Origin of the sequence: Brevundimonas sp. UBA5936 (genome assembly GCA_002430835.1) — a bacterium.
In the GTDB taxonomy this organism is placed as follows: domain Bacteria; phylum Pseudomonadota; class Alphaproteobacteria; order Caulobacterales; family Caulobacteraceae; genus Brevundimonas.
The window spans coordinates 1-16,606 of the sequence record DJDA01000035.1 but is presented as its reverse complement, the minus strand read 5'-3'; the positions used below and the strand labels follow the sequence as shown (position 1 = coordinate 16,606).

20 protein-coding genes are annotated in these 16,606 nt (G+C 68.3%); 14 read left to right on the top strand and 6 right to left on the bottom strand.

The window, feature by feature from the left end; genetic code table 11:
- Positions 1 to 1,587: replication restart helicase PriA (priA, locus tag B2Y21_RS03450; protein WP_292056975.1), on the top strand; the 1,587-nt coding region annotated here is incomplete at its 5' end.
- A 246-nt stretch (positions 1,588 to 1,833) separates the two neighbouring features.
- On the opposite strand, the gene B2Y21_RS03445 is transcribed toward priA, so the two are convergent.
- Together B2Y21_RS03445 and B2Y21_RS03440 are read right to left on the bottom strand one after the other, a co-directional pair.
- Entirely contained in the window at positions 1,834 to 2,619 is a 786-nt protein-coding gene (locus B2Y21_RS03445; protein ID WP_414632851.1) for a glutaminyl-peptide cyclotransferase, read from the bottom strand.
- A 26-nt stretch (positions 2,620 to 2,645) separates the two neighbouring features.
- On the bottom strand, positions 2,646 to 3,473 hold the full coding sequence (locus B2Y21_RS03440) for a TerC family protein (protein WP_125900370.1): 828 nt from the start codon (positions 3,471 to 3,473) through the stop codon (positions 2,646 to 2,648).
- Between the two features lie 332 nt (positions 3,474 to 3,805).
- On the opposite strand from B2Y21_RS03440, the gene B2Y21_RS03435 reads away from it, so the two are divergent.
- From B2Y21_RS03435 to B2Y21_RS03415, 5 genes are all read left to right on the top strand, one after another.
- On the top strand, positions 3,806 to 4,360 hold the full coding sequence (locus B2Y21_RS03435; protein ID WP_200166320.1) for a F0F1 ATP synthase subunit delta: 555 nt from the start codon (positions 3,806 to 3,808) through the stop codon (positions 4,358 to 4,360).
- 67 nt (positions 4,361 to 4,427) lie between these two features.
- Positions 4,428 to 5,960 carry a F0F1 ATP synthase subunit alpha gene (atpA, locus tag B2Y21_RS03430; protein ID WP_125900372.1) on the top strand — a complete coding sequence of 511 codons (1,533 nt, stop codon included), beginning with the start codon at positions 4,428 to 4,430 and terminating at the stop codon, positions 5,958 to 5,960.
- Positions 5,961 to 5,997: 37 nt separating this feature from the next.
- Positions 5,998 to 6,867 carry a F0F1 ATP synthase subunit gamma gene (locus B2Y21_RS03425; protein ID WP_292056969.1) on the top strand — a complete coding sequence of 290 codons (870 nt, stop codon included), beginning with the start codon at positions 5,998 to 6,000 and terminating at the stop codon, positions 6,865 to 6,867.
- 37 nt (positions 6,868 to 6,904) lie between these two features.
- The gene (gene atpD, locus B2Y21_RS03420) at positions 6,905 to 8,428 is read left to right on the top strand and encodes a F0F1 ATP synthase subunit beta (RefSeq protein WP_128114901.1); all 1,524 of its coding nucleotides are present in this window, start codon (positions 6,905 to 6,907) and stop codon (positions 8,426 to 8,428) included.
- 3 nt (positions 8,429 to 8,431) lie between these two features.
- Complete coding sequence (locus tag B2Y21_RS03415; RefSeq protein ID WP_003166300.1) at positions 8,432 to 8,701, top strand: ATP synthase F1 subunit epsilon; 270 nt, start codon at positions 8,432 to 8,434, stop codon at positions 8,699 to 8,701.
- Positions 8,702 to 8,956: 255 nt separating this feature from the next.
- Here the strand turns inward: B2Y21_RS03415 and B2Y21_RS03410 are convergent, their stop codons facing one another.
- Positions 8,957 to 9,436, bottom strand: a complete 480-nt coding sequence (locus B2Y21_RS03410; RefSeq protein WP_292056965.1) for an RNA pyrophosphohydrolase — start codon at positions 9,434 to 9,436, stop codon at positions 8,957 to 8,959.
- A gap of 78 nt (positions 9,437 to 9,514) precedes the next feature.
- Here B2Y21_RS03410 and B2Y21_RS03405 point away from each other — a divergent pair, with 78 nt between their 5' ends.
- Positions 9,515 to 9,925 carry a Tat pathway signal protein gene (locus B2Y21_RS03405; protein ID WP_292056963.1) on the top strand — a complete coding sequence of 137 codons (411 nt, stop codon included), beginning with the start codon at positions 9,515 to 9,517 and terminating at the stop codon, positions 9,923 to 9,925.
- Positions 9,926 to 9,975: 50 nt separating this feature from the next.
- On the opposite strand, the gene B2Y21_RS03400 is transcribed toward B2Y21_RS03405, so the two are convergent.
- Positions 9,976 to 10,950, bottom strand: coding sequence for an ABC transporter ATP-binding protein (locus B2Y21_RS03400; protein ID WP_088410581.1), 975 nt, complete (start codon positions 10,948 to 10,950; stop codon positions 9,976 to 9,978).
- Positions 10,951 to 11,137: 187 nt separating this feature from the next.
- Between B2Y21_RS03400 and B2Y21_RS03395 the strand changes: the two genes are divergently transcribed.
- From B2Y21_RS03395 to B2Y21_RS03375, 5 genes are all read left to right on the top strand, one after another.
- A complete protein-coding gene (locus B2Y21_RS03395) occupies positions 11,138 to 11,428 on the top strand; it encodes a hypothetical protein (RefSeq protein WP_292056960.1) in 291 nt (96 codons plus the stop codon).
- 57 nt (positions 11,429 to 11,485) lie between these two features.
- Positions 11,486 to 11,725, top strand: coding sequence for a zinc-finger domain-containing protein (locus B2Y21_RS03390; protein WP_125900379.1), 240 nt, complete (start codon positions 11,486 to 11,488; stop codon positions 11,723 to 11,725).
- 8 nt (positions 11,726 to 11,733) lie between these two features.
- Positions 11,734 to 12,174, top strand: coding sequence for a VOC family protein (locus B2Y21_RS03385; RefSeq protein ID WP_125900380.1), 441 nt, complete (start codon positions 11,734 to 11,736; stop codon positions 12,172 to 12,174).
- A complete protein-coding gene (locus B2Y21_RS03380; RefSeq protein WP_125900381.1) occupies positions 12,171 to 12,788 on the top strand; it encodes a DUF6655 family protein in 618 nt (205 codons plus the stop codon). The genes B2Y21_RS03385 and B2Y21_RS03380 overlap by 4 nt, the downstream gene beginning before the upstream one ends.
- A 116-nt stretch (positions 12,789 to 12,904) precedes the next feature.
- The gene (locus B2Y21_RS03375) at positions 12,905 to 13,567 is read left to right on the top strand and encodes a nicotinate-nucleotide adenylyltransferase (RefSeq protein WP_292056958.1); all 663 of its coding nucleotides are present in this window, start codon (positions 12,905 to 12,907) and stop codon (positions 13,565 to 13,567) included.
- A gap of 18 nt (positions 13,568 to 13,585) precedes the next feature.
- Here the strand turns inward: B2Y21_RS03375 and B2Y21_RS03370 are convergent, their stop codons facing one another.
- On the bottom strand, positions 13,586 to 14,110 hold the full coding sequence (locus tag B2Y21_RS03370; RefSeq protein WP_292056957.1) for a YybH family protein: 525 nt from the start codon (positions 14,108 to 14,110) through the stop codon (positions 13,586 to 13,588).
- Entirely contained in the window at positions 14,107 to 15,300 is a 1,194-nt protein-coding gene (locus B2Y21_RS03365; protein WP_292056956.1) for an acyltransferase family protein, read from the bottom strand. The genes B2Y21_RS03370 and B2Y21_RS03365 overlap by 4 nt, the downstream gene beginning before the upstream one ends.
- A gap of 229 nt (positions 15,301 to 15,529) precedes the next feature.
- Here B2Y21_RS03365 and rsfS point away from each other — a divergent pair, with 229 nt between their 5' ends.
- Both rsfS and rlmH read left to right on the top strand, forming a co-directional pair.
- The gene (rsfS, locus tag B2Y21_RS03360; RefSeq protein ID WP_292056953.1) at positions 15,530 to 15,964 is read left to right on the top strand and encodes a ribosome silencing factor; all 435 of its coding nucleotides are present in this window, start codon (positions 15,530 to 15,532) and stop codon (positions 15,962 to 15,964) included.
- Positions 15,965 to 15,968: 4 nt separating this feature from the next.
- On the top strand, positions 15,969 to 16,433 hold the full coding sequence (rlmH, locus tag B2Y21_RS03355) for a 23S rRNA (pseudouridine(1915)-N(3))-methyltransferase RlmH (protein WP_003166290.1): 465 nt from the start codon (positions 15,969 to 15,971) through the stop codon (positions 16,431 to 16,433).
- Positions 16,434 to 16,606 lie beyond the last annotated feature (173 nt).

The following is a 16,606-nucleotide window of genomic DNA, read 5'->3' as shown; positions in this document are numbered from 1 at the left end:
TCGGCGGCGGCCATCGCCGAGGCGACAGCGGCGGGCGGCTTCGCGCCCTTCCTGCTGGACGGGGTGACGGGCTCGGGCAAGACGGAGGCCTATCTGGAGGCGGCGGCGCGGGCGTTGCGGGCCGATCCGACGGCGCAGGTGCTGATCCTGCTGCCGGAGATCGCCCTGACCCAGGCGGTGATCGAGCGCATCACCGCCCGCTTCGGCGTCGCCCCGGCCGAGTGGCATTCCGGCGTCGCCCCGCCGCGCCGTCGACAGGCGTGGGAGGCGGTGGTCGCCGGGCGCTGCAACATCGTGGTCGGCGCGCGCTCGGCCCTGTTCCTGCCCTACGCCAACCTGCGCCTGATCGTGGTGGACGAGGAGCACGACGGCTCGTTCAAGCAGGAAGAGGGGCTGGTCTATCACGGCCGCGACCTGGCCGTGGCGCGGGCGCGGATCGAGGGGGCGGCGGTGGTGCTGGCCTCGGCCACTCCGTCGCTGGAGACGCTGTGGAACGCCCATCAGGGGCGGTATCGCTGGCTGAAGCTGGCGGCGCGGCACGGCGCGGCGGTCCTGCCCGAGATCGGCCTGATCGACCTGCGCGAATGTCCGCCCGACCCGCAGACCTGGCTGTCTGCACCTTTACGCGAAGCCATCGGCGAGACCCTGGCGCGGGGCGAACAGAGCCTGCTGTTCCTCAATCGGCGCGGCTATGCGCCGGTGGTGCTGTGCCGGTCGTGCGGGCACCGGCTGACGGCGCCAGACACGGATTCATGGCTGGTCGAGCATCGCTACACCGGGCGGCTGGTCTGCCACCTGACGGGCTTCTCCATGCCCAAGCCCAAGGCCTGTCCGTCATGCGGGGCCGAGGATTCGCTGGTCCCCGTGGGGCCGGGGGTCGAGCGGGTCGAGGAGGAGGTGCGCCAGCTTTTCCCTCAGGCGCGCACCGCCGTGTTCAGCTCGGATACCGTGCCGGACGGCAAGTCGGCCCGCGCCCTCATACAATCCATGGCCGACGGCGAGATCGACATCCTGGTCGCCACGCAGGCTGCGGCGAAAGGCCACAACTTCCCGCGCCTGACGCTCGTGGGCGTGGTGGATGCGGACTTGGGCCTGCGCGGCGGCGACCTGCGCGCGGCCGAGCGGACCTATCAGCTGCTGGCCCAGGCCACGGGCCGGGCGGGGCGGGCGGATCGGCCGGGCCGCGCCCTGCTGCAGACCTGGACGCCCGAGCATCCGGTGTTGCAGGCGCTGGCGGCGGGCGACCGCGACGCCTTCGTCGAGGCGGAGATGGCCGAGCGCGAGGCGGCCTCCCTGCCGCCGCACGGCCGTCTGGCGGCGCTGATCCTGTCCAGCGAGAACGCCATGGCGGTCGAGAAGGTCGCCCGCGACCTGGCCGAGGCCATCCCCAACGCCGAGCGGTTGGAGGTCTACGGCCCCGCCGACGCGCCGCTGGCGCTGGTGCGCGGGCGGCGGAGGAAGCGGCTGCTGGTGCGGGCCGATCGGGACGTGAACCTGCAGGCCTTCCTGCGCGCCTGGCTGGCGCGGGTGAAGGTTCCGGCGTCGGTGCGGCTGACGGTGGACGTGGATCCGTACAGCTTTTTGTAGGGCGCTTTTTATGAGGCGCTATCGCTCGCCGCGCGGCGGCTCGCTGCTTGAGCGCAGGCCCAGGCCTTGTCCCGCCGTCATCCTCGGGCTTGACCCGAGGATCCAGTCCCTCGACGCTCAAACATGGATGCGCGAAGTCCCTGCGCGGCGGTCGTGATGAATGACGTGGCGTTTGCTGGATCCTCGGGTCAAGCCCGAGGATGACGGCTGAAAGGGGCGAGGCGGCGAGGGAGGAGGGCGCTCGCCCTACCGCGGCCCGGTCAGCCGGATCTCGAACAGGCTGGGCCAGTTCTTGCCGGTGACGAACAGGCGGCGGTTCTGCGCGTCCCAGGCGATGCCGTTCAGCACGTCGTCGACCGGATCCTTCACCTGATCCTTGGGCAGCAGGCCGCTGAGGTCGATGACGCCGACCACGCGGCCGGACTCTGGGTCGATGCGGACGATGTAGTCGGTCTGCCAGACGTTGGCCCAGACCTCGCCGTCGATCCATTCCAGTTCGTTCAACTGGCGCACCGGGCGGCCGTTCAGGGTGACGGAGACGCGGCCGGTCTCGGCCTGGGTGTCGGGATCGAGGAAGCGCAGGGCCGCCGATCCGTCCGACAGGATCAGGCGCGTCCCGTCGTGCGTCAGCCCCCAGCCTTCGCCCGCATAGGCGAAGCGGGAGACGGGCTTCAGGTCGTCCGCATCCCAGATGAAGCCGACGCCGTTGATCCAGGACAGGGAGAAGACGCGGCCGTCGTTCTCGGTCAGGCCTTCGCCGAAATATTCAGGATCGAGATCGCGCTTCTGCAGCACGACGCCGTCCTCCAGCCGCACGCGGCGCACGCTGGAAGGGTTGCGGCCGGTGCTCTCGATCAGCACGCCGTCGCGAATGACCAGCCCCTGGGTGAAGGCGGTCGGGTCGTGGGGGAAGGTTCGCACCACCTCATAGCCGTAGACCGGAACGCGAGCCGGTGCGGGCTGAGGGGAAGAAGAAGGGGCCGGCCCCGGCGCTTGCGCCGCCGCTGACGCGGGAAGCGCCAGCAGAAGCATCGCCAGGACCGGCCCGATACGCACGTTTAGACGCCGGGCTCGGCGGTTTCGGCCTTGTTGAGGGCGGCCTGAGCGGCTTCCTCGGCCTGGTTCTTTCTGATCTGGGCGTTGCGCGACCACATGTTTAGGCCCTCGACCAGGGCCGAGAAGGCCATGGCGGCGTAGATGTAGCCCTTGGGCACGTGGACGCCGAAGCCGTCGGCGATCAGCACGGCGCCGATCATCAGCAGGAAGCCCAGGGCCAGCATGACCACGGTCGGGTTCTTGTCGATGAAGTTGGCCAGCGGATCGGCGGCCAGCAGCATGACGGTCACGGCGATGATGACCGCGATCATCATGATCGGGATGTGATCGGTCATGCCCACGGCGGTCAGGATGGAGTCCACCGAGAACACCAGGTCCAGCAGGATGATCTGGAAGATGGCCGAACCGACGTTGTTGATGACGACGTCCTTCTTGTCCTTCTCCAGCATGTCGTTCGACGGGGTGACGTCGACGGCGTGGTGGATCTCCTTGGTGGCCTTCCAGACCAGGAAGAGGCCGCCGGCGATCAGGATCAGATCGCGCCAGGAGAAGGCGGTGTCGAAGGTCTCGCCGTGGAAGCCCAGGTCGAAGACCGGCTGGGTCAGGCCGACGATCCAGCCGATGGTGGCCAGAAGGCCCAGGCGCATGATCAACGCCAGGCCGATGCCGATCCGGCGCGTGCGCTGGCGGTGCTCGGGCGGGAGCTTGTTCGAGAGGATCGAGATGAAGATCAGGTTGTCGATCCCCAGCACCACCTCCATGACCACGAGGGTCACAAGGGCCGCCCAGGCGGCGGGATCGGTCAACAGCGGGGTTATGCTTTCGAGCATCGGGGTTCCTGAAGGGTGTTGGAAGTTTTTCGGTAACGGGAGCGTGAGCGCGCATCAAGCGTCGGATGGCGTCGTCGTCGTCGCAGGCCCTCCTGTCGAACCCAGCTTGACCGGTCCTATTCGACCAAAGAGAGCGCGGGTGCGGCGTTATCGTTCCGCGCCCCTCGGTTGCGAGGCGAGGCCTTGCATGGTATCAGCCGCGCGGCTTTAGCGAAGGGCGTATCGAAAGATGCGTCCCCAGCGTGCTTTCTACAAGCATTTCAGGCCCTTGACTGGCGCAGGCGACTGCGGCCGGTCTTGATCCAAACGCTTCAGACGCGGACCAAATATAAGTGGCGGACGATTTCAGGACGACGGAAGTCGGCGGACGGTATGCACAAGCGCTGTTCGACCTCGCGGACGAGACGGGGGCGCTCGACGCCGTGCGCGCCGATCTGGCTGCGCTAAAGGCGGCCTGGCTGGACAGCGCGGACCTGCGCCGTCTCGCCACCTCGCCCGTCGTGGCGTCGGCGGATCAGGCCAAGGGCCTGGCCGCCATCGCCGACAAGGCCAAGTTCAATGTGACGACGCGCAACTTCCTGGGCCTGCTGGGCCAGAACGGTCGCGCGTCGGACCTGCCGGGCGTGATCGCCGGCTTCGAGGCGCTCTACGCCAAGAAGACGGGCGTCGTGGCCGCCGAGGTGGTTTCGGCCGTGGCGCTGAGCGCCGCCCAGACCAAGAAGATCCAGGCCGAGCTGCGCGCCGCCCTGGGTCGCGATCCCGAACTGACCGCCCGCGTCGATCCGACGATTCTGGGCGGCCTGAAGGTCAAGGTGGGCTCGAAGCTGTTCGACGCCTCGCTGAAGACCAAGCTCGACCAGATGACCTTTGCGCTGAAGCGCGCCTAAGCCCCGAATTCCAGATCAAGCCGGGCCAGCGGGCCCGCACCGAAGACGAAAGCCGAAAGAGCCAATCATGGATATCCGCGCCGCCGAAATCTCGGCCATCCTCAAGTCGCAGATCGCCAACTTCGGCGTGGAAGCCGACGTTTCCGACGTCGGCCAGGTGCTGTCGGTCGGCGACGGCATCGCGCGCATTCACGGTCTGGACAACGTTCAGGCCGGTGAAATGGTCGAGTTCACCAAGGCCGGGGTGAAGGGCATGGCTCTGAACCTGGAACGCGACAACGTCGGCGCCGTGATCTTCGGCGCTGACGCCGCCATCGCCGAAGGCGACGACGTGCGCCGCCTGGGCGAGATCGTGGACGTGCCGGTCGGCAAGGGCCTGCTGGGCCGCGTCGTCAACCCGCTGGGCGAGCCGATCGACGGCAAGGGCCCGATCCAGTTCACCGAACGTCGCCGCGTCGATGTGAAGGCCCCCGGCATCATCCCGCGCAAGTCGGTTCACGAGCCGATGCAGACGGGCATGAAGGCCATCGACACCCTGATCCCGGTCGGCCGCGGCCAGCGCGAGCTGATCATCGGCGACCGTCAGGTCGGTAAGACCGCCGTCGCCATCGACACCATCCTGAACCAGAAGGCCGTCAACAAGTCGGACGACGAGTCCGCCAAGCTGTACTGCATCTACGTCGCCATCGGCCAAAAGCGCTCGACCGTGGCCCAGATCGTCAAGACCCTCGAAGAGTCGGGCGCGCTGGAATACACCATCGTCGTCGCCGCCACGGCCTCGGAACCGGCCCCGCTGCAGTTCCTGGCTCCGTTCGCCGGCACCGCCATGGGCGAGTATTTCCGCGACAACGGCATGCACGGCCTGATCATCTATGACGATCTGTCGAAGCAAGCTGTTGCGTATCGCCAGATGTCGCTGCTGCTGCGCCGTCCGCCGGGCCGTGAAGCCTATCCGGGCGACGTCTTCTACCTGCACAGCCGCCTGCTGGAGCGTTCGGCCAAGCTGAACGAGGACTACGGCTCGGGCTCGCTGACGGCCCTGCCGATCATCGAAACCCAGGCCAACGACGTGTCGGCCTACATCCCGACCAACGTGATCTCGATCACCGACGGCCAGATCTTCCTGGAATCGGACCTGTTCTATCAGGGCATCCGTCCGGCCGTGAACGTCGGCATCTCGGTGTCGCGCGTGGGCTCCTCGGCCCAGATCAAGGCCATGAAGCAGGTCGCCGGTTCGATTAAGGGCGAACTGGCCCAGTATCGTGAAATGGCCGCCTTCGCGAAGTTCGGCTCGGACCTGGACATCTCGACCCAGAAGCTGCTGGCGCGCGGCGCCCGCCTGACCGAGCTGCTGAAGCAGCCGCAGTATTCGCCGCTGGCCGTCGAAGAGCAGGTCGTGTCGATCTACGCCGGCACGCGCGGCTATCTGGACGGCATCGCCGTCTCGGACGTCGGCCGCTTCGAGAGCGAACTGCTGGCCCGCGTTCACGCCAACCACGCCTCGCTGCTGGACGGCATCCGCACCAAGAAGGCCCTGACGCCCGAGCTGGAAGCCGAGCTGAAGGACATCCTGGCGGCCTTCGCCAAGACCTTCGCCTAACCGTTCGGCCCTGTAGTCAAAGGAAGAGCAGAGCCGGATGGCTAGCCTCAAGGAAATGCGCGATCGGATCGGAAGCGTCAAAGCGACGCAGAAGATCACGAAAGCCATGCAGATGGTCGCGGCGGCCAAGCTGAAGCGCGCCCAGGAGCAGGCGGAGAACGCCCGCCCCTATGCGTCGCGGATGGCCTCGGTCATCGCCAACCTGGCGGCCGGCGTCGGCGACGACGGCCCGCGCCTGATGACCGGAACCGGCGCCGACCAGAAGCATCTGGTCGTCGTCGCCACGGCCGACAAGGGCCTGGCGGGCGGTTTCTCGACCAACGTCATCCGCGCTGCGCGCGACCACATCAACAGCCTGATCGCCAACGGCAAGACGGTCGAGATCGTGGCCGTCGGCCGCAAGTCGCGCGACCAGCTGAGCCGCCTGTTCGGCGACAAGGTCGTCAAGACCTTCGAACTGAGCGAGCACAAGACGGTGGGTCTGCATTCGGCCCAGCCGATCGCCGAACTGCTGGCCGAAAAGTTCGAGGCGGGCGAGGCCGACAAGGTCACCCTCTTCTACAGCCAGTTCAAGTCGGTGATCTCTCAGGTCCCGTCGCTGCGTCAGCTGGCCCCGGCCGAAGTCGACGCGGACGCCTCGGCCGACGCCGGCGCGCTCTATGAATATGAGCCGTCGGAAGAGGACATCCTCGAGACCCTGCTGCCGCGCAACCTGACGACGCAGATCCTGGCCGCCCTTCTGGAAAACCAGGCCGGCTTCTTCGGCGCCCAGATGGCTGCGATGGACAACGCCACGCGCAACGCGGGCGATCTCATCAGCGCCCTGACGCTGCAGTACAACCGTTCCCGCCAGGCTCAGATCACCACCGAGCTGATCGAGATCATCGCCGGCGCTGAAGCGCTCTGATCCCGACACAGCTGACATTCGACACGGACAAGCACCGATGACCGACACCACCGCCCCGAAGAAACCCGCCGCCAAAAAGCCGGCCGCACCTAAGAAGGCCGCCGCTCCGAAGGCCGCCGCCGCCGTCACGGCCCAGGGCAAGATCGCCCAGGTCATCGGCGCCGTCGTCGACGTTGAGTTCGACGGCCACCTGCCGGGCATCCTGAACGCTCTGGAAACCCAGAACGTCGACCAGAAGACGGGCGAGCCCTTCACTCTGGTTCTGGAAGTCGCCCAGCACCTGGGTGAGAACATGGTCCGCACCATCGCCATGGACACGACCGAAGGTCTGACGCGCGGCCAGGCTGTCGTCGACACCGGCAAGTCGATCATGGCGCCGGTCGGTCCGGGCACCCTGGGCCGCATCATGAACGTCGTCGGCCAGCCGATCGACGAAGCCGGTCCGATCAAGACCACCGAGTTCCGCCCGATCCACCGCGAGGCGCCTTCGTTCGAAGAGCAGTCGACCTCGTCGGAAATCCTGGTCACGGGCATCAAGGTCATCGACCTGATCTGCCCCTACACCAAGGGCGGCAAGACCGGCCTGTTCGGCGGCGCCGGCGTCGGCAAGACCGTCACCATGCAGGAACTGATCAACAACATCGCCAAGGCTTACGGCGGTTATTCGGTTCTGGCCGGCGTGGGCGAACGCACCCGCGAAGGCAACGACCTGTATCACGAGATGATCGAGTCGAACGTGAACGTCGCCGGCGGCGGCGAAGGCTCCAAATGCGCCCTGGTTTACGGCCAGATGAACGAGCCCCCCGGCGCCCGCGCCCGCGTGGCCCTGACCGGCCTGGCCCAGGCCGAATACTTCCGCGATGAAGAGGGCAAGGACGTCCTGCTGTTCATCGACAACATCTTCCGCTTCACGCAGGCCGGTTCGGAAATGTCGGCTCTGCTGGGCCGCATCCCGTCGGCCGTGGGCTATCAGCCGACGCTGGCCACCGAGATGGGCAACCTGCAGGAGCGCATCACCTCGACGCAGAAGGGCTCGATCACCTCGATCCAGGCCATCTACGTTCCCGCCGACGACCTGACCGACCCGGCGCCCGCCGCCTCGTTCGCCCACTTGGACGCGACCACGGTTCTGAACCGCGACATCGCCGCCCAGGCCATCTTCCCGGCCGTGGACCCGCTGGACTCCACCTCGCGGATCATGGACCCGCTGGTCATCGGCGAAGAGCACTACCGCGTCGCCCGCCGCGTGCAGGAAACCCTGCAGCAGTACAAGGCGCTGAAGGACATCATCGCCATCCTGGGCATGGACGAGCTGTCGGAAGACGACAAGCTGATCGTGTCGCGCGCCCGCAAGATCCAGCGCTTCCTGTCGCAGCCCTTCTTCGTGGCTGAGCAGTTCACCGGCTCGCCGGGCAAGTTCGTCGAACTGGCCGACACCATCCGCTCGTTCAAGGCGATCTGCGACGGCGAATACGACCACCTGCCGGAAGCCGCCTTCTACATGGTCGGCGCCATCGAAGAAGCGGTCGAGAAGGCCGCCAAGATGGCTGCGGAAGCCTAAGTCATGGCCGGTAAGCTGAACTTCTCCCTCGTCGCCCCGGAACGCGAAGTCTTCGCCGGTTCGGTCGATCAGGTCGATGCGCCGGGCGTCGAGGGCGACTTCGGCGTCCTGCCGGGCCACGCGCCCTTCATGACCACCCTGCGCGAAGGCGTGGTGACGGTCTATGACGGCGCCCAGCGCCGCCGCTTCGAGGTCAAGGGGGGCTTCGCCGACGTCAACGGCGAAGGCCTGACCATCCTGGCCGAAGAGGCTTCGGAGCTCGTCGCGAACTAAAGGTTGGCAAGGCTGAAACGATCAAAGGCCCCTCGCTCCGGCGGGGGGCCTTTTTCGTGCGCGATGTGATGCGCTGCCTTCCTCTATTCCGCCACTACTCCCCTACTCTGCCGTCATCCTCGGGCTTGACCCGAGGATCCAGCCGTCCGCCTGCGGAACCTTGGCCAGGTGGAGCGCGCCCCGCACTGGATCCTCGGGTCAAGCCCGAGGATGACGGCGTGGGAAGAAGGCGGGGGAAGAGGAGGCTGGCTAGCCCTACAGCGCCCATTCCCCGAACACCCGCGCCACCTGCTCATAGACCGGGCGCTTGAACGGCACGATCAGGCCGGGCGCCTCTTCCAGCCGCCCCCAGCGCCAGGCGTCGAATTCCGGCTCGCCGTGGGCGTTCAGGTCGATCTCGTCCTCGGCGCCGGTCAGGCGGAAGGCGAACCACTGCTGGCGCTGGCCCTTCAGCCCCTTCCAACTCTTGGGGCTCGGCAGGCCCTCGGGGAAGTCATAGGGAATCCACTCGCTCGTGCGGCCCAGCAGGGCGATGGAGCGCACCCCCGTCTCCTCGTGCAGTTCGCGGCGGGCGGCGGCTTCCAGGTCTTCGCCGTCGTCGACGCCGCCCTGAGGGAACTGCCAGTTCCACGGCTCGGGCGTGTCGGCGCGGCGGCCGAACCAGACCTGACCGGCCGGATTGAACAGGACGACCCCGACGTTGGGGCGATAGAGGGACAGATCGACAGCGTTCATGCCTTCTCGCATACGCCGCCGCCCTCTCGGGGGCTAGGCGTCAACGTCCGGGAAAGGGAGCACGTCTAGGGTGGCGTCATGGACAGACGTCATCTGATCGGCCTGACTCTGAGCAGTGTGGCGCTGGGCGGCCTCGCGCTGGCGGGCGCGGCGCAAGCTTCGCCCGAGAAGAGCGGGGGCGGCAAGGGCGGCTATCTGTCCCTGCCGACCGCCACGGCCACCGTGCTGCGCCGCGACGGGCGACGCGGGGTGATGACGGTCGAGACGGGTCTTGATGTCGCCGACGGCGCCCTGATGGAGCGGGCGCAGCAGTCCCAGCCGCGCCTCAGCGCCGCCTACAATGAAGTGGTCCGCATCGCCGCCGAGCGGCTGTTGCCGGACGCGCCGCCGAACGTGGAATGGCTGGTCGTCGCCTTGCAGCACGCCACCGACGCCATTCTGGGCAAGCCGGGGGCCAAGCTGCTGCTGGGCACGGTGATGGTGGTTTGAGGCATTGCTGAGGGGCCTGCCGCCCTGGGGGCGACTTGAGGCCCGCGCCCTCAGTCCTGCGTCGGGTCGGGGCGGCTCGTGTCGCCGTAGGTCATGGCCAGGAAGACGTCTTCCAGGTCCGGGTCTTCGGTGGCGATGTCCTTGATGGTCACGCCCGCCGCACGGACGGCGGCCAGCACCTGTTCGACGCTGGACTCGCCTGTCCGATAGGTGACGACGAAGGCGCCGTTGGCGCGCGGGGCGACCGCAAAGCCGTTCAGGGCGGGCAGGGTCTCGGGCGCCGTCTCGGGCGTCACCACGACGTTGCGGGTGTCCAGCCGCTTCAGCAACTGTTCGGTCGGCTCGCAGGCCACGACCTCGCCCCGGTTGATGATGGCGATGGTGTCGCATAGCTCCTGCGCCTCTTCGAGGTAGTGGGTGGTCAGGATCACCGTCACCCCTTCCTCGTTGATCTTGCGGACGTACTCCCACAGCTGACGGCGCAGTTCGACGTCCACGCCCGCCGTCGGCTCGTCCAGGATCAGGACCGGCGGGTTATGCACCAGGGCCTTGGCCACCATCAGGCGCCGCTTCATGCCGCCGGACAGGGCGCGGACATAGGCGTTGGCCTTGTCCGACAGGCCCAGGGCCGCCAGCAGTTCGTCCGAGCGCCGCTCGTTCGCCGGCACGCCATAGAAGCCCGCCTGCACCTCCAGCGCCTCGCGCGGGGTGAAGAAGACGTCGGCGACGATCTCCTGCGGCACCACGCCGAGCGCCGAGCGGGCGTCGCGCGCCTCATGGTCGATGTCGCGATCCCAGATGCGGACCGTGCCCTCGGACTTGTTCACCACGCCGGCGATGATGTTGATCAGGGTCGACTTGCCCGCGCCGTTGGGCCCCAGCAGGCCGAACATCGAGCCGCGCGGCACCGTCAGATCGACCCCGCGCAGGGCCGTCTTCGGCGGCGACTTGCGCGAGCCCTTGTAGGTCTTCTTCAGCCCCCTGACCTCGATGGCGTTGACGGGCAGGCGGGGCTCTTGGGTCATGGCGCGGACTTCAACTCGGGCAGGGCGGGGCGGACGGCATAGGTAGGGCGCGCGGGGCCGTTCGCCAAGCCGCTGGCGCGTATGGGGGACAAGGTTGCGAGACGATATGTAAATGGTGCTTGACGTGTGTGAGCGACATGTCTAGGCTGCTTGTCATAAAGACAACTTTCATAGACGAGGACACGCCATGACCACCGCCGTCGCCGCCCGCAAACCCCTGACCCGCACCCGCATCATCGGCTTCGCCGCCATGAGCGTCTGCGCCGTCGGCTACGCCGGCTTCGCCCTGGCCCTGCTGGCGGGCAAGCTGGACTATCTGCCGATGGCCCAGGCGGCGATCATCGCCGCGGTCGCCGCCGTGATCGGCGAGATCGGCCTGTGGGTCGGGGCGGGCTGCCTGGGCCTGACCCTGTTCAAGAAGCGCAAGGCCCTGTTCGACAAGGTGATGGGCCGCAAGGCCGCGCCCTCTGACGTTTGACCTGACGGTCCGGTCCGCCTAGGAACGGCGCAAAGCCTTTCCAGACCGGACCGGATCATGCCTCCCCGCCATCTCGACGCCGTCATTCCTCCGCCCGAAGAAGTCGTGGTCTCGACCAAGCGCGTCGCCTGCGACGGCGGCGGCGGGGCTCTGGGCCATCCGCTGGTCTATATGGACATGGGCGAGGACGACTTCATCGAGTGCGGCTATTGCGACCGCCGCTTCGTGCTGTCCGACCATCCGCACCCCGAGAGCGAATATCTCGATCCGGCGGCCCGTCCGCCCGAGGCGCACTGAGGCCGGCCGTGCGTTATCTGCACACGATGGTCCGGGTGAAGGATCTGGACGCTTCGATGCGCTTCTACCGCGACCTGCTGGGTCTGGAGGAGACGCGCCGCGCGGATTACGAGGCCGGGCGCTTCACCCTGGTCTATCTGGCCGCGCCCGCTGACAAGGCCCGCGCCGAAGCGGAAAAGTCGCCCGAGGTCGAGCTGACCTACAACTGGGACGACCAGGACTACGACGGCGGTCGCAACTTCGGCCATCTGGCGTTTCAGGTCGACGACATCTACGCCGCCTGCCAGCGGCTGATGGACGGCGGCGTGGTCGTCAACCGTCCGCCGCGCGACGGCCACATGGCCTTCGTCCGCTCGCCGGACGGCATCTCGATCGAGCTGCTGCAGGCGGGCGAGCGCCTGGCCCCGGCCGAGCCCTGGGCTTCCATGCCGAACGTGGGGGCCTGGTGAGCGTTTCGGCGCGGCTGATCCTGGGTCTGGCGGTCCTGAGCCTGGGCGCCTGCGCCTCGGTGACGGAGACCAATCCGGCGCGGACGGCCACGGACATGCTGCTGGTCAACCGCGCCGCCGACCGCGCGGTCGAGGGTCTGACCCTGCCGATCCCGCAGGGCGCGCGCGTCTTCGTCGATGAGACCTATTTCCAGGCCGAGAACGCCCGCTATGCGCTGAGCGCCATCCGCGCCGCCCTGTCGGAAGCGGGCTACGCCATCGTGCGCGAGCGCGGCGAGGCCGACGCCATCTTCGAGGTGCGCGCCGGGGCGCTGTCGCTGGACCAACTGCGCCGGGTGGTGGGCATTCCCGACATGCGGGTGCCCATCAACGAGAGCCTGAACGTCGTCTCTCTGCCGGAGCTGTCGCTCTACTCCAACCGCGACCGCATGGGCGTGGCCGAGTTCTCGGGCTTCCTCTACGACGCCCGCACGGGGATGCCGCTGGGCGCCGTCACGCCGATGATCGGCCAGTACAAGATCCGCAGCCACAAGGCCTTCATGATGATCACCTGGGGCCAGCAGCTGGCCCAGCCGGGCGAGCGCGATCCGGGCTCGAGCTGGAAGGAATTCTAGCGCGGTCTCTCGCTCCGTTCGCGGAGCGAGACAGCCGCTTCGGACCGTGTTAGGGCGCAGGTGAGCATAAGGCGTTGGCCGCGCTCATCTGTTCGCCGCCGCCGCAAGAGACGCCCTTGTCCTTCTTCCACGCCGGTCCCGCGCCGAAAGGCTCCGGTCTTCGCCGAGGCGCCCTGCGCGACGGGCTGGACCTGGCGCCGGGGATGAAGGTCGGCCTGTTCGGCGGCTCGTTCAATCCGGCCCACGACGGCCACGCCCATGTGGCGGCCACCGCCATGCAGCGGCTGGACCTGGACCGGGTGGTCTGGCTGGTCTCGCCGCAGAACCCGCTGAAATCCAACCACGAGACCGCGCCGCTGGTCGAGCGCATGGCCTCGGCGCGCGCCGTGGCGGCGAGCGTCGGCCCGGCTATGATCGTTTCGGATTTCGAGACGCGGGCGGGCACGGGCTGGACCGTCGACACCCTGCGCGCCATCGTCGCCCGCCATCCGGGCGTGCACTTCGTCTGGCTGATGGGATCGGACAATCTGGCGGGCTTCCATCGCTGGCGCGGCTGGACCGACATCATGCGGCTGATGCCGGTGGCGGTGATCGCGCGGCCGGGCAGCCTGTTGGACAGCCGCACGGCCCCGGCGGCGGCGCGGTTCGCCCGCTATCGCATTCCCGCCGCCCAGGCCGGACTGCTTCCCAATCTGGAAGCGCCGGCCTGGACCTATCTGACGGCGCCGCTGAATCACCGCTCCTCCACCGCCATCCGCGCGACGCGCGCGGCGGGGTGAAGGCGCGGGCCTGATCCGTCAGTGCGCCGTGCGCGGCGCCCGCGAAGACGAGTGGTAGCTGAGGATGCGCCATTCGCCGTTGCGCCGCTCCAGCACGCTGGTGGCGACGCCTTGCCGCTCGACCGGGGCGCGGGCGGCGTCCTTGAAGGCGATGCGGAAGCGATAGGTCTCGGTCGCATAGGCCGTGTCGCCGGCGATGACGACGCGCACGACCGGGTCGATCATCTCGAAGGCCGAGAAGACCAGCAACTCCGGCCCCAGGTGATGCTCCAGATAGCGGGCGAAGTCGCCCTCGACGCCGCCCTGTTCGAACACCTGGGAGTCCGGCCAGAAGAAGCGGGCGGCGGCCGGAGCGTCCAGGGCGCTGAGGCTGGCGCGATAGCCTTGCAGCACGGCTAGAACCTCGGCCTGCGGCGCCGAGCGCGCGGCGCTGGCCGACTGTGCGGCCTTGGGGGCGGGCTCGTGAGCGGATGCGGCGGGGGCGTGGGCGATCATGAAGCCGGCCAGGATGGCGGGCAGGGCGGCGGCGGGCAGACGGTTCATCCGGTTTCTCCTTGGGTGAGCGGGGCGCCGGCGCGCGCGCCGGGACGGTTGAGCCAGCGACGCAGGAGCCTGCGGCCAGGCTGTTCGACGGCGATGTGGATCACGGCGGCGGCGGCGAGGGTGAGGGCCAGCAACGCGGCCAGTTCGAGCGGGCTCATGCGGTAGTCGCCGTCCAGGCCCAGCAGCGCCTGCATCGCATTGCGCCAGACCATCACCAGCGGAATGTGGACCAGGTAGAGGGCGTAGGAGGCCTCGCCCGCGAACAGCCAGACGGGGTTCGACAGGACGGTGCGCGCCCCGGACTTGGCCAGCAGGGCCAGGCTGAGGATCAGCGGCCCGGCCAGGGCCACGATCAGCCGGTCGTCCAGCGTGGCCTGCATGGCGGCCAACATGGCCAGGCTGGCGAGGATCACGACGCCGATCGCGGCCCTGGGGCTGAGGCGCAGGCGCTGGCCCAGGAAGTAGAGACCGATGCCGAACAGGAATTCAGGCAGAATTCTCAGAACGCCCAGATTGTCTTCGGCGCGCGGCAGGATGACGCCGAAGGCCATGCGGTAGCCGGCGTCCAACACAGCGAACAGCGCGATCGCCAGGGCGATCAGGACGACGGGGCGATCCCTCAGGCGCAAGGCGATCCAGGCGTAGACGGGGAAGATCAGATAGGCGAACCACTCGGCGGACAAGGACCAGGCGGGGCCGTTCCACAGCACCATGGTGGAGCGTGGGAACCAGGCCTGGGTCAGCAGCACGGACTGGATGAAGTCGGGCGCGTTGAAACGGCCAGGCTCCAGGCTGACGCCGACCAGGCCCGCGCCTAGCACCATGACCAGCATCCCCAGCATGATGGCGGCGTGGGCCGGATAGATGCGGGCGAACCGCGCGACGATGAAGCGCCTATAGTCCGGCGGGCCTTCGCCCTGCAGATAGACGTGGGCGAGGATGAAGCCCGACAGGATGAAGAAGACGTCGACTCCCAGACGCGCCCGGTTCAGCAGGCCGGCGGCCTCGGGCGGCAGGGTCCACATCAGCTGATAGTGGAAAAGCACCACCCCCAGCGCCAGCAGGAAGCGGACGCTGGTCAGCGGCTCCATCACCGGGGGGAAGGGGTGGGGCGGCGCACGGTCTGACGCCCCGGCCGCCTTGCTTTCGCGCGCAGGCGCAGGCCTGGCGACGGCTTCATTCCTGGTCACGGCAGCGCCCCTCCACGAGCCTGGTTCATGATCCGTCTACGCAGTTTTACGGCGCGCCCCTCGCCGAAGGCCGGCCGGAAGGGAGGCGCGGGGGCGCTCGTCCCTGGCGTGGGTGACGTTTTGCACGAGGCGTGCTATCATCGGCTTTTAGTAATCGCCTCGGAGCCCTCCGCTGACCCCCTCGACCGCGCACGATGCGCAAGACGCCGTTTCGAACGCGGCGCACGAAATGGACCTGATGGATTCCGTCCATTCCGAAGACGGTCAGGCCGAGGACGGCCCCAGTAGCGACGAGCGCCAGCCTCTGCCGGTCGGCGCGACCGCGCTGGAGAAGGCCATCCTCGCCAAACTCGACGACGACAAGGCCCAGGACATCGTCCTGATCGACCTGCGCGGCAAGAGCCCGATGACCGACGCCATGATCGTGGCTTCGGGTCGCTCGCACCGCCACGTCGGCGCCATCGCCGACCACCTGCTGCGCCTGTTCAAGGAACTGGGCCTGGGCAAGGTGAAGGTCGAGGGCCTGCCGCACTGCGACTGGGTGCTGCTGGATGCAGGCGACGTCATCGTCCACCTGTTCCGCCCGGAAGTGCGCACCTTCTACAACATCGAAAAGATCTGGGCGGTCGACAGCGCCCACCGCGGCGGCCCCGCCCGGGACTGACCTCATGAAACTGGCGATCGCGGCCATCGGCAAGCCGGGCCGCGGTCCCGAGGCCGCCCTGGCTGACGACTACGCCCGGCGGGCCACACTGTCGGGGCGGCCCCTGGGTCTGGGGCCCCTCGAACTCATCGACCTTGAGCCGAAGAAGCCCGGCAAGGCGCCGGAGGCCGAGCTGCTGCTGGCCGCCGCCGAGGGCGCGCACCTGATCGCCTGCGACGAGCGGGGGCGCACCTATTCCTCGCGCGCCTTCGCCGACCATGTGGCGGCCCTGCGCGATCAGGGCGAGCGGCGGCTGGTGTTCGTCATCGGCGGCGCCGACGGTCTGGACGAGAGCGTGCGCCGCGCCGCGCGCTCGACCCTGGCGTTCGGACCGCAGACCTGGCCCCACGCCCTGGCGCGCGCCATGCTGGCCGAGCAGATCTATCGGGCCGTGACCATCCTGGCCGGTTCGCCCTATCATCGCGACTGATGCGATCCGGGGCCGTTCTTCTCCTGACCTCCTCTTGCCTGCTGCTGGTCCTTGCCGGACCGGCGGCCGGCCAGCGCACGGCCCAGCCGAACGCCGAACTGACCCGGCTTCAGGCTGAGTATCGCGACGAGACCGCCCGCGCTCGCCGTCTGAGGGCCGAGGCCGCCGCCGCC

Bases quoted from the DNA above. Each gene is read 5' to 3' on its own strand.
- B2Y21_RS03410 (WP_292056965.1), bottom strand. From the start codon at position 9,436: ATGAACGCTGTCGATCTGTCCCTCTATCGCCCCAACGTCGGGGTCGTC.
- B2Y21_RS03445 (WP_414632851.1), bottom strand. From the start codon at position 2,619: ATGCTTCTGCTGGCGCTTCCCGCGTCAGCGGCGGCGCAAGCGCCGGGG.
- rsfS (WP_292056953.1), top strand. From the start codon at position 15,530: ATGGACCTGATGGATTCCGTCCATTCCGAAGACGGTCAGGCCGAGGAC.
- B2Y21_RS03395 (WP_292056960.1), top strand. From the start codon at position 11,138: ATGACCACCGCCGTCGCCGCCCGCAAACCCCTGACCCGCACCCGCATC.
- B2Y21_RS03390 (WP_125900379.1), top strand. From the start codon at position 11,486: ATGCCTCCCCGCCATCTCGACGCCGTCATTCCTCCGCCCGAAGAAGTC.
- B2Y21_RS03370 (WP_292056957.1), bottom strand. From the start codon at position 14,110: ATGAACCGTCTGCCCGCCGCCGCCCTGCCCGCCATCCTGGCCGGCTTC.
- atpD (WP_128114901.1), top strand. From the start codon at position 6,905: ATGACCGACACCACCGCCCCGAAGAAACCCGCCGCCAAAAAGCCGGCC.
- atpA (WP_125900372.1), top strand. From the start codon at position 4,428: ATGGATATCCGCGCCGCCGAAATCTCGGCCATCCTCAAGTCGCAGATC.
- rlmH (WP_003166290.1), top strand. From the start codon at position 15,969: ATGAAACTGGCGATCGCGGCCATCGGCAAGCCGGGCCGCGGTCCCGAG.
- B2Y21_RS03415 (WP_003166300.1), top strand. From the start codon at position 8,432: ATGGCCGGTAAGCTGAACTTCTCCCTCGTCGCCCCGGAACGCGAAGTC.
- B2Y21_RS03440 (WP_125900370.1), bottom strand. From the start codon at position 3,473: ATGCTCGAAAGCATAACCCCGCTGTTGACCGATCCCGCCGCCTGGGCG.
- B2Y21_RS03405 (WP_292056963.1), top strand. From the start codon at position 9,515: ATGGACAGACGTCATCTGATCGGCCTGACTCTGAGCAGTGTGGCGCTG.
- B2Y21_RS03425 (WP_292056969.1), top strand. From the start codon at position 5,998: ATGGCTAGCCTCAAGGAAATGCGCGATCGGATCGGAAGCGTCAAAGCG.
- B2Y21_RS03400 (WP_088410581.1), bottom strand. From the start codon at position 10,950: ATGACCCAAGAGCCCCGCCTGCCCGTCAACGCCATCGAGGTCAGGGGG.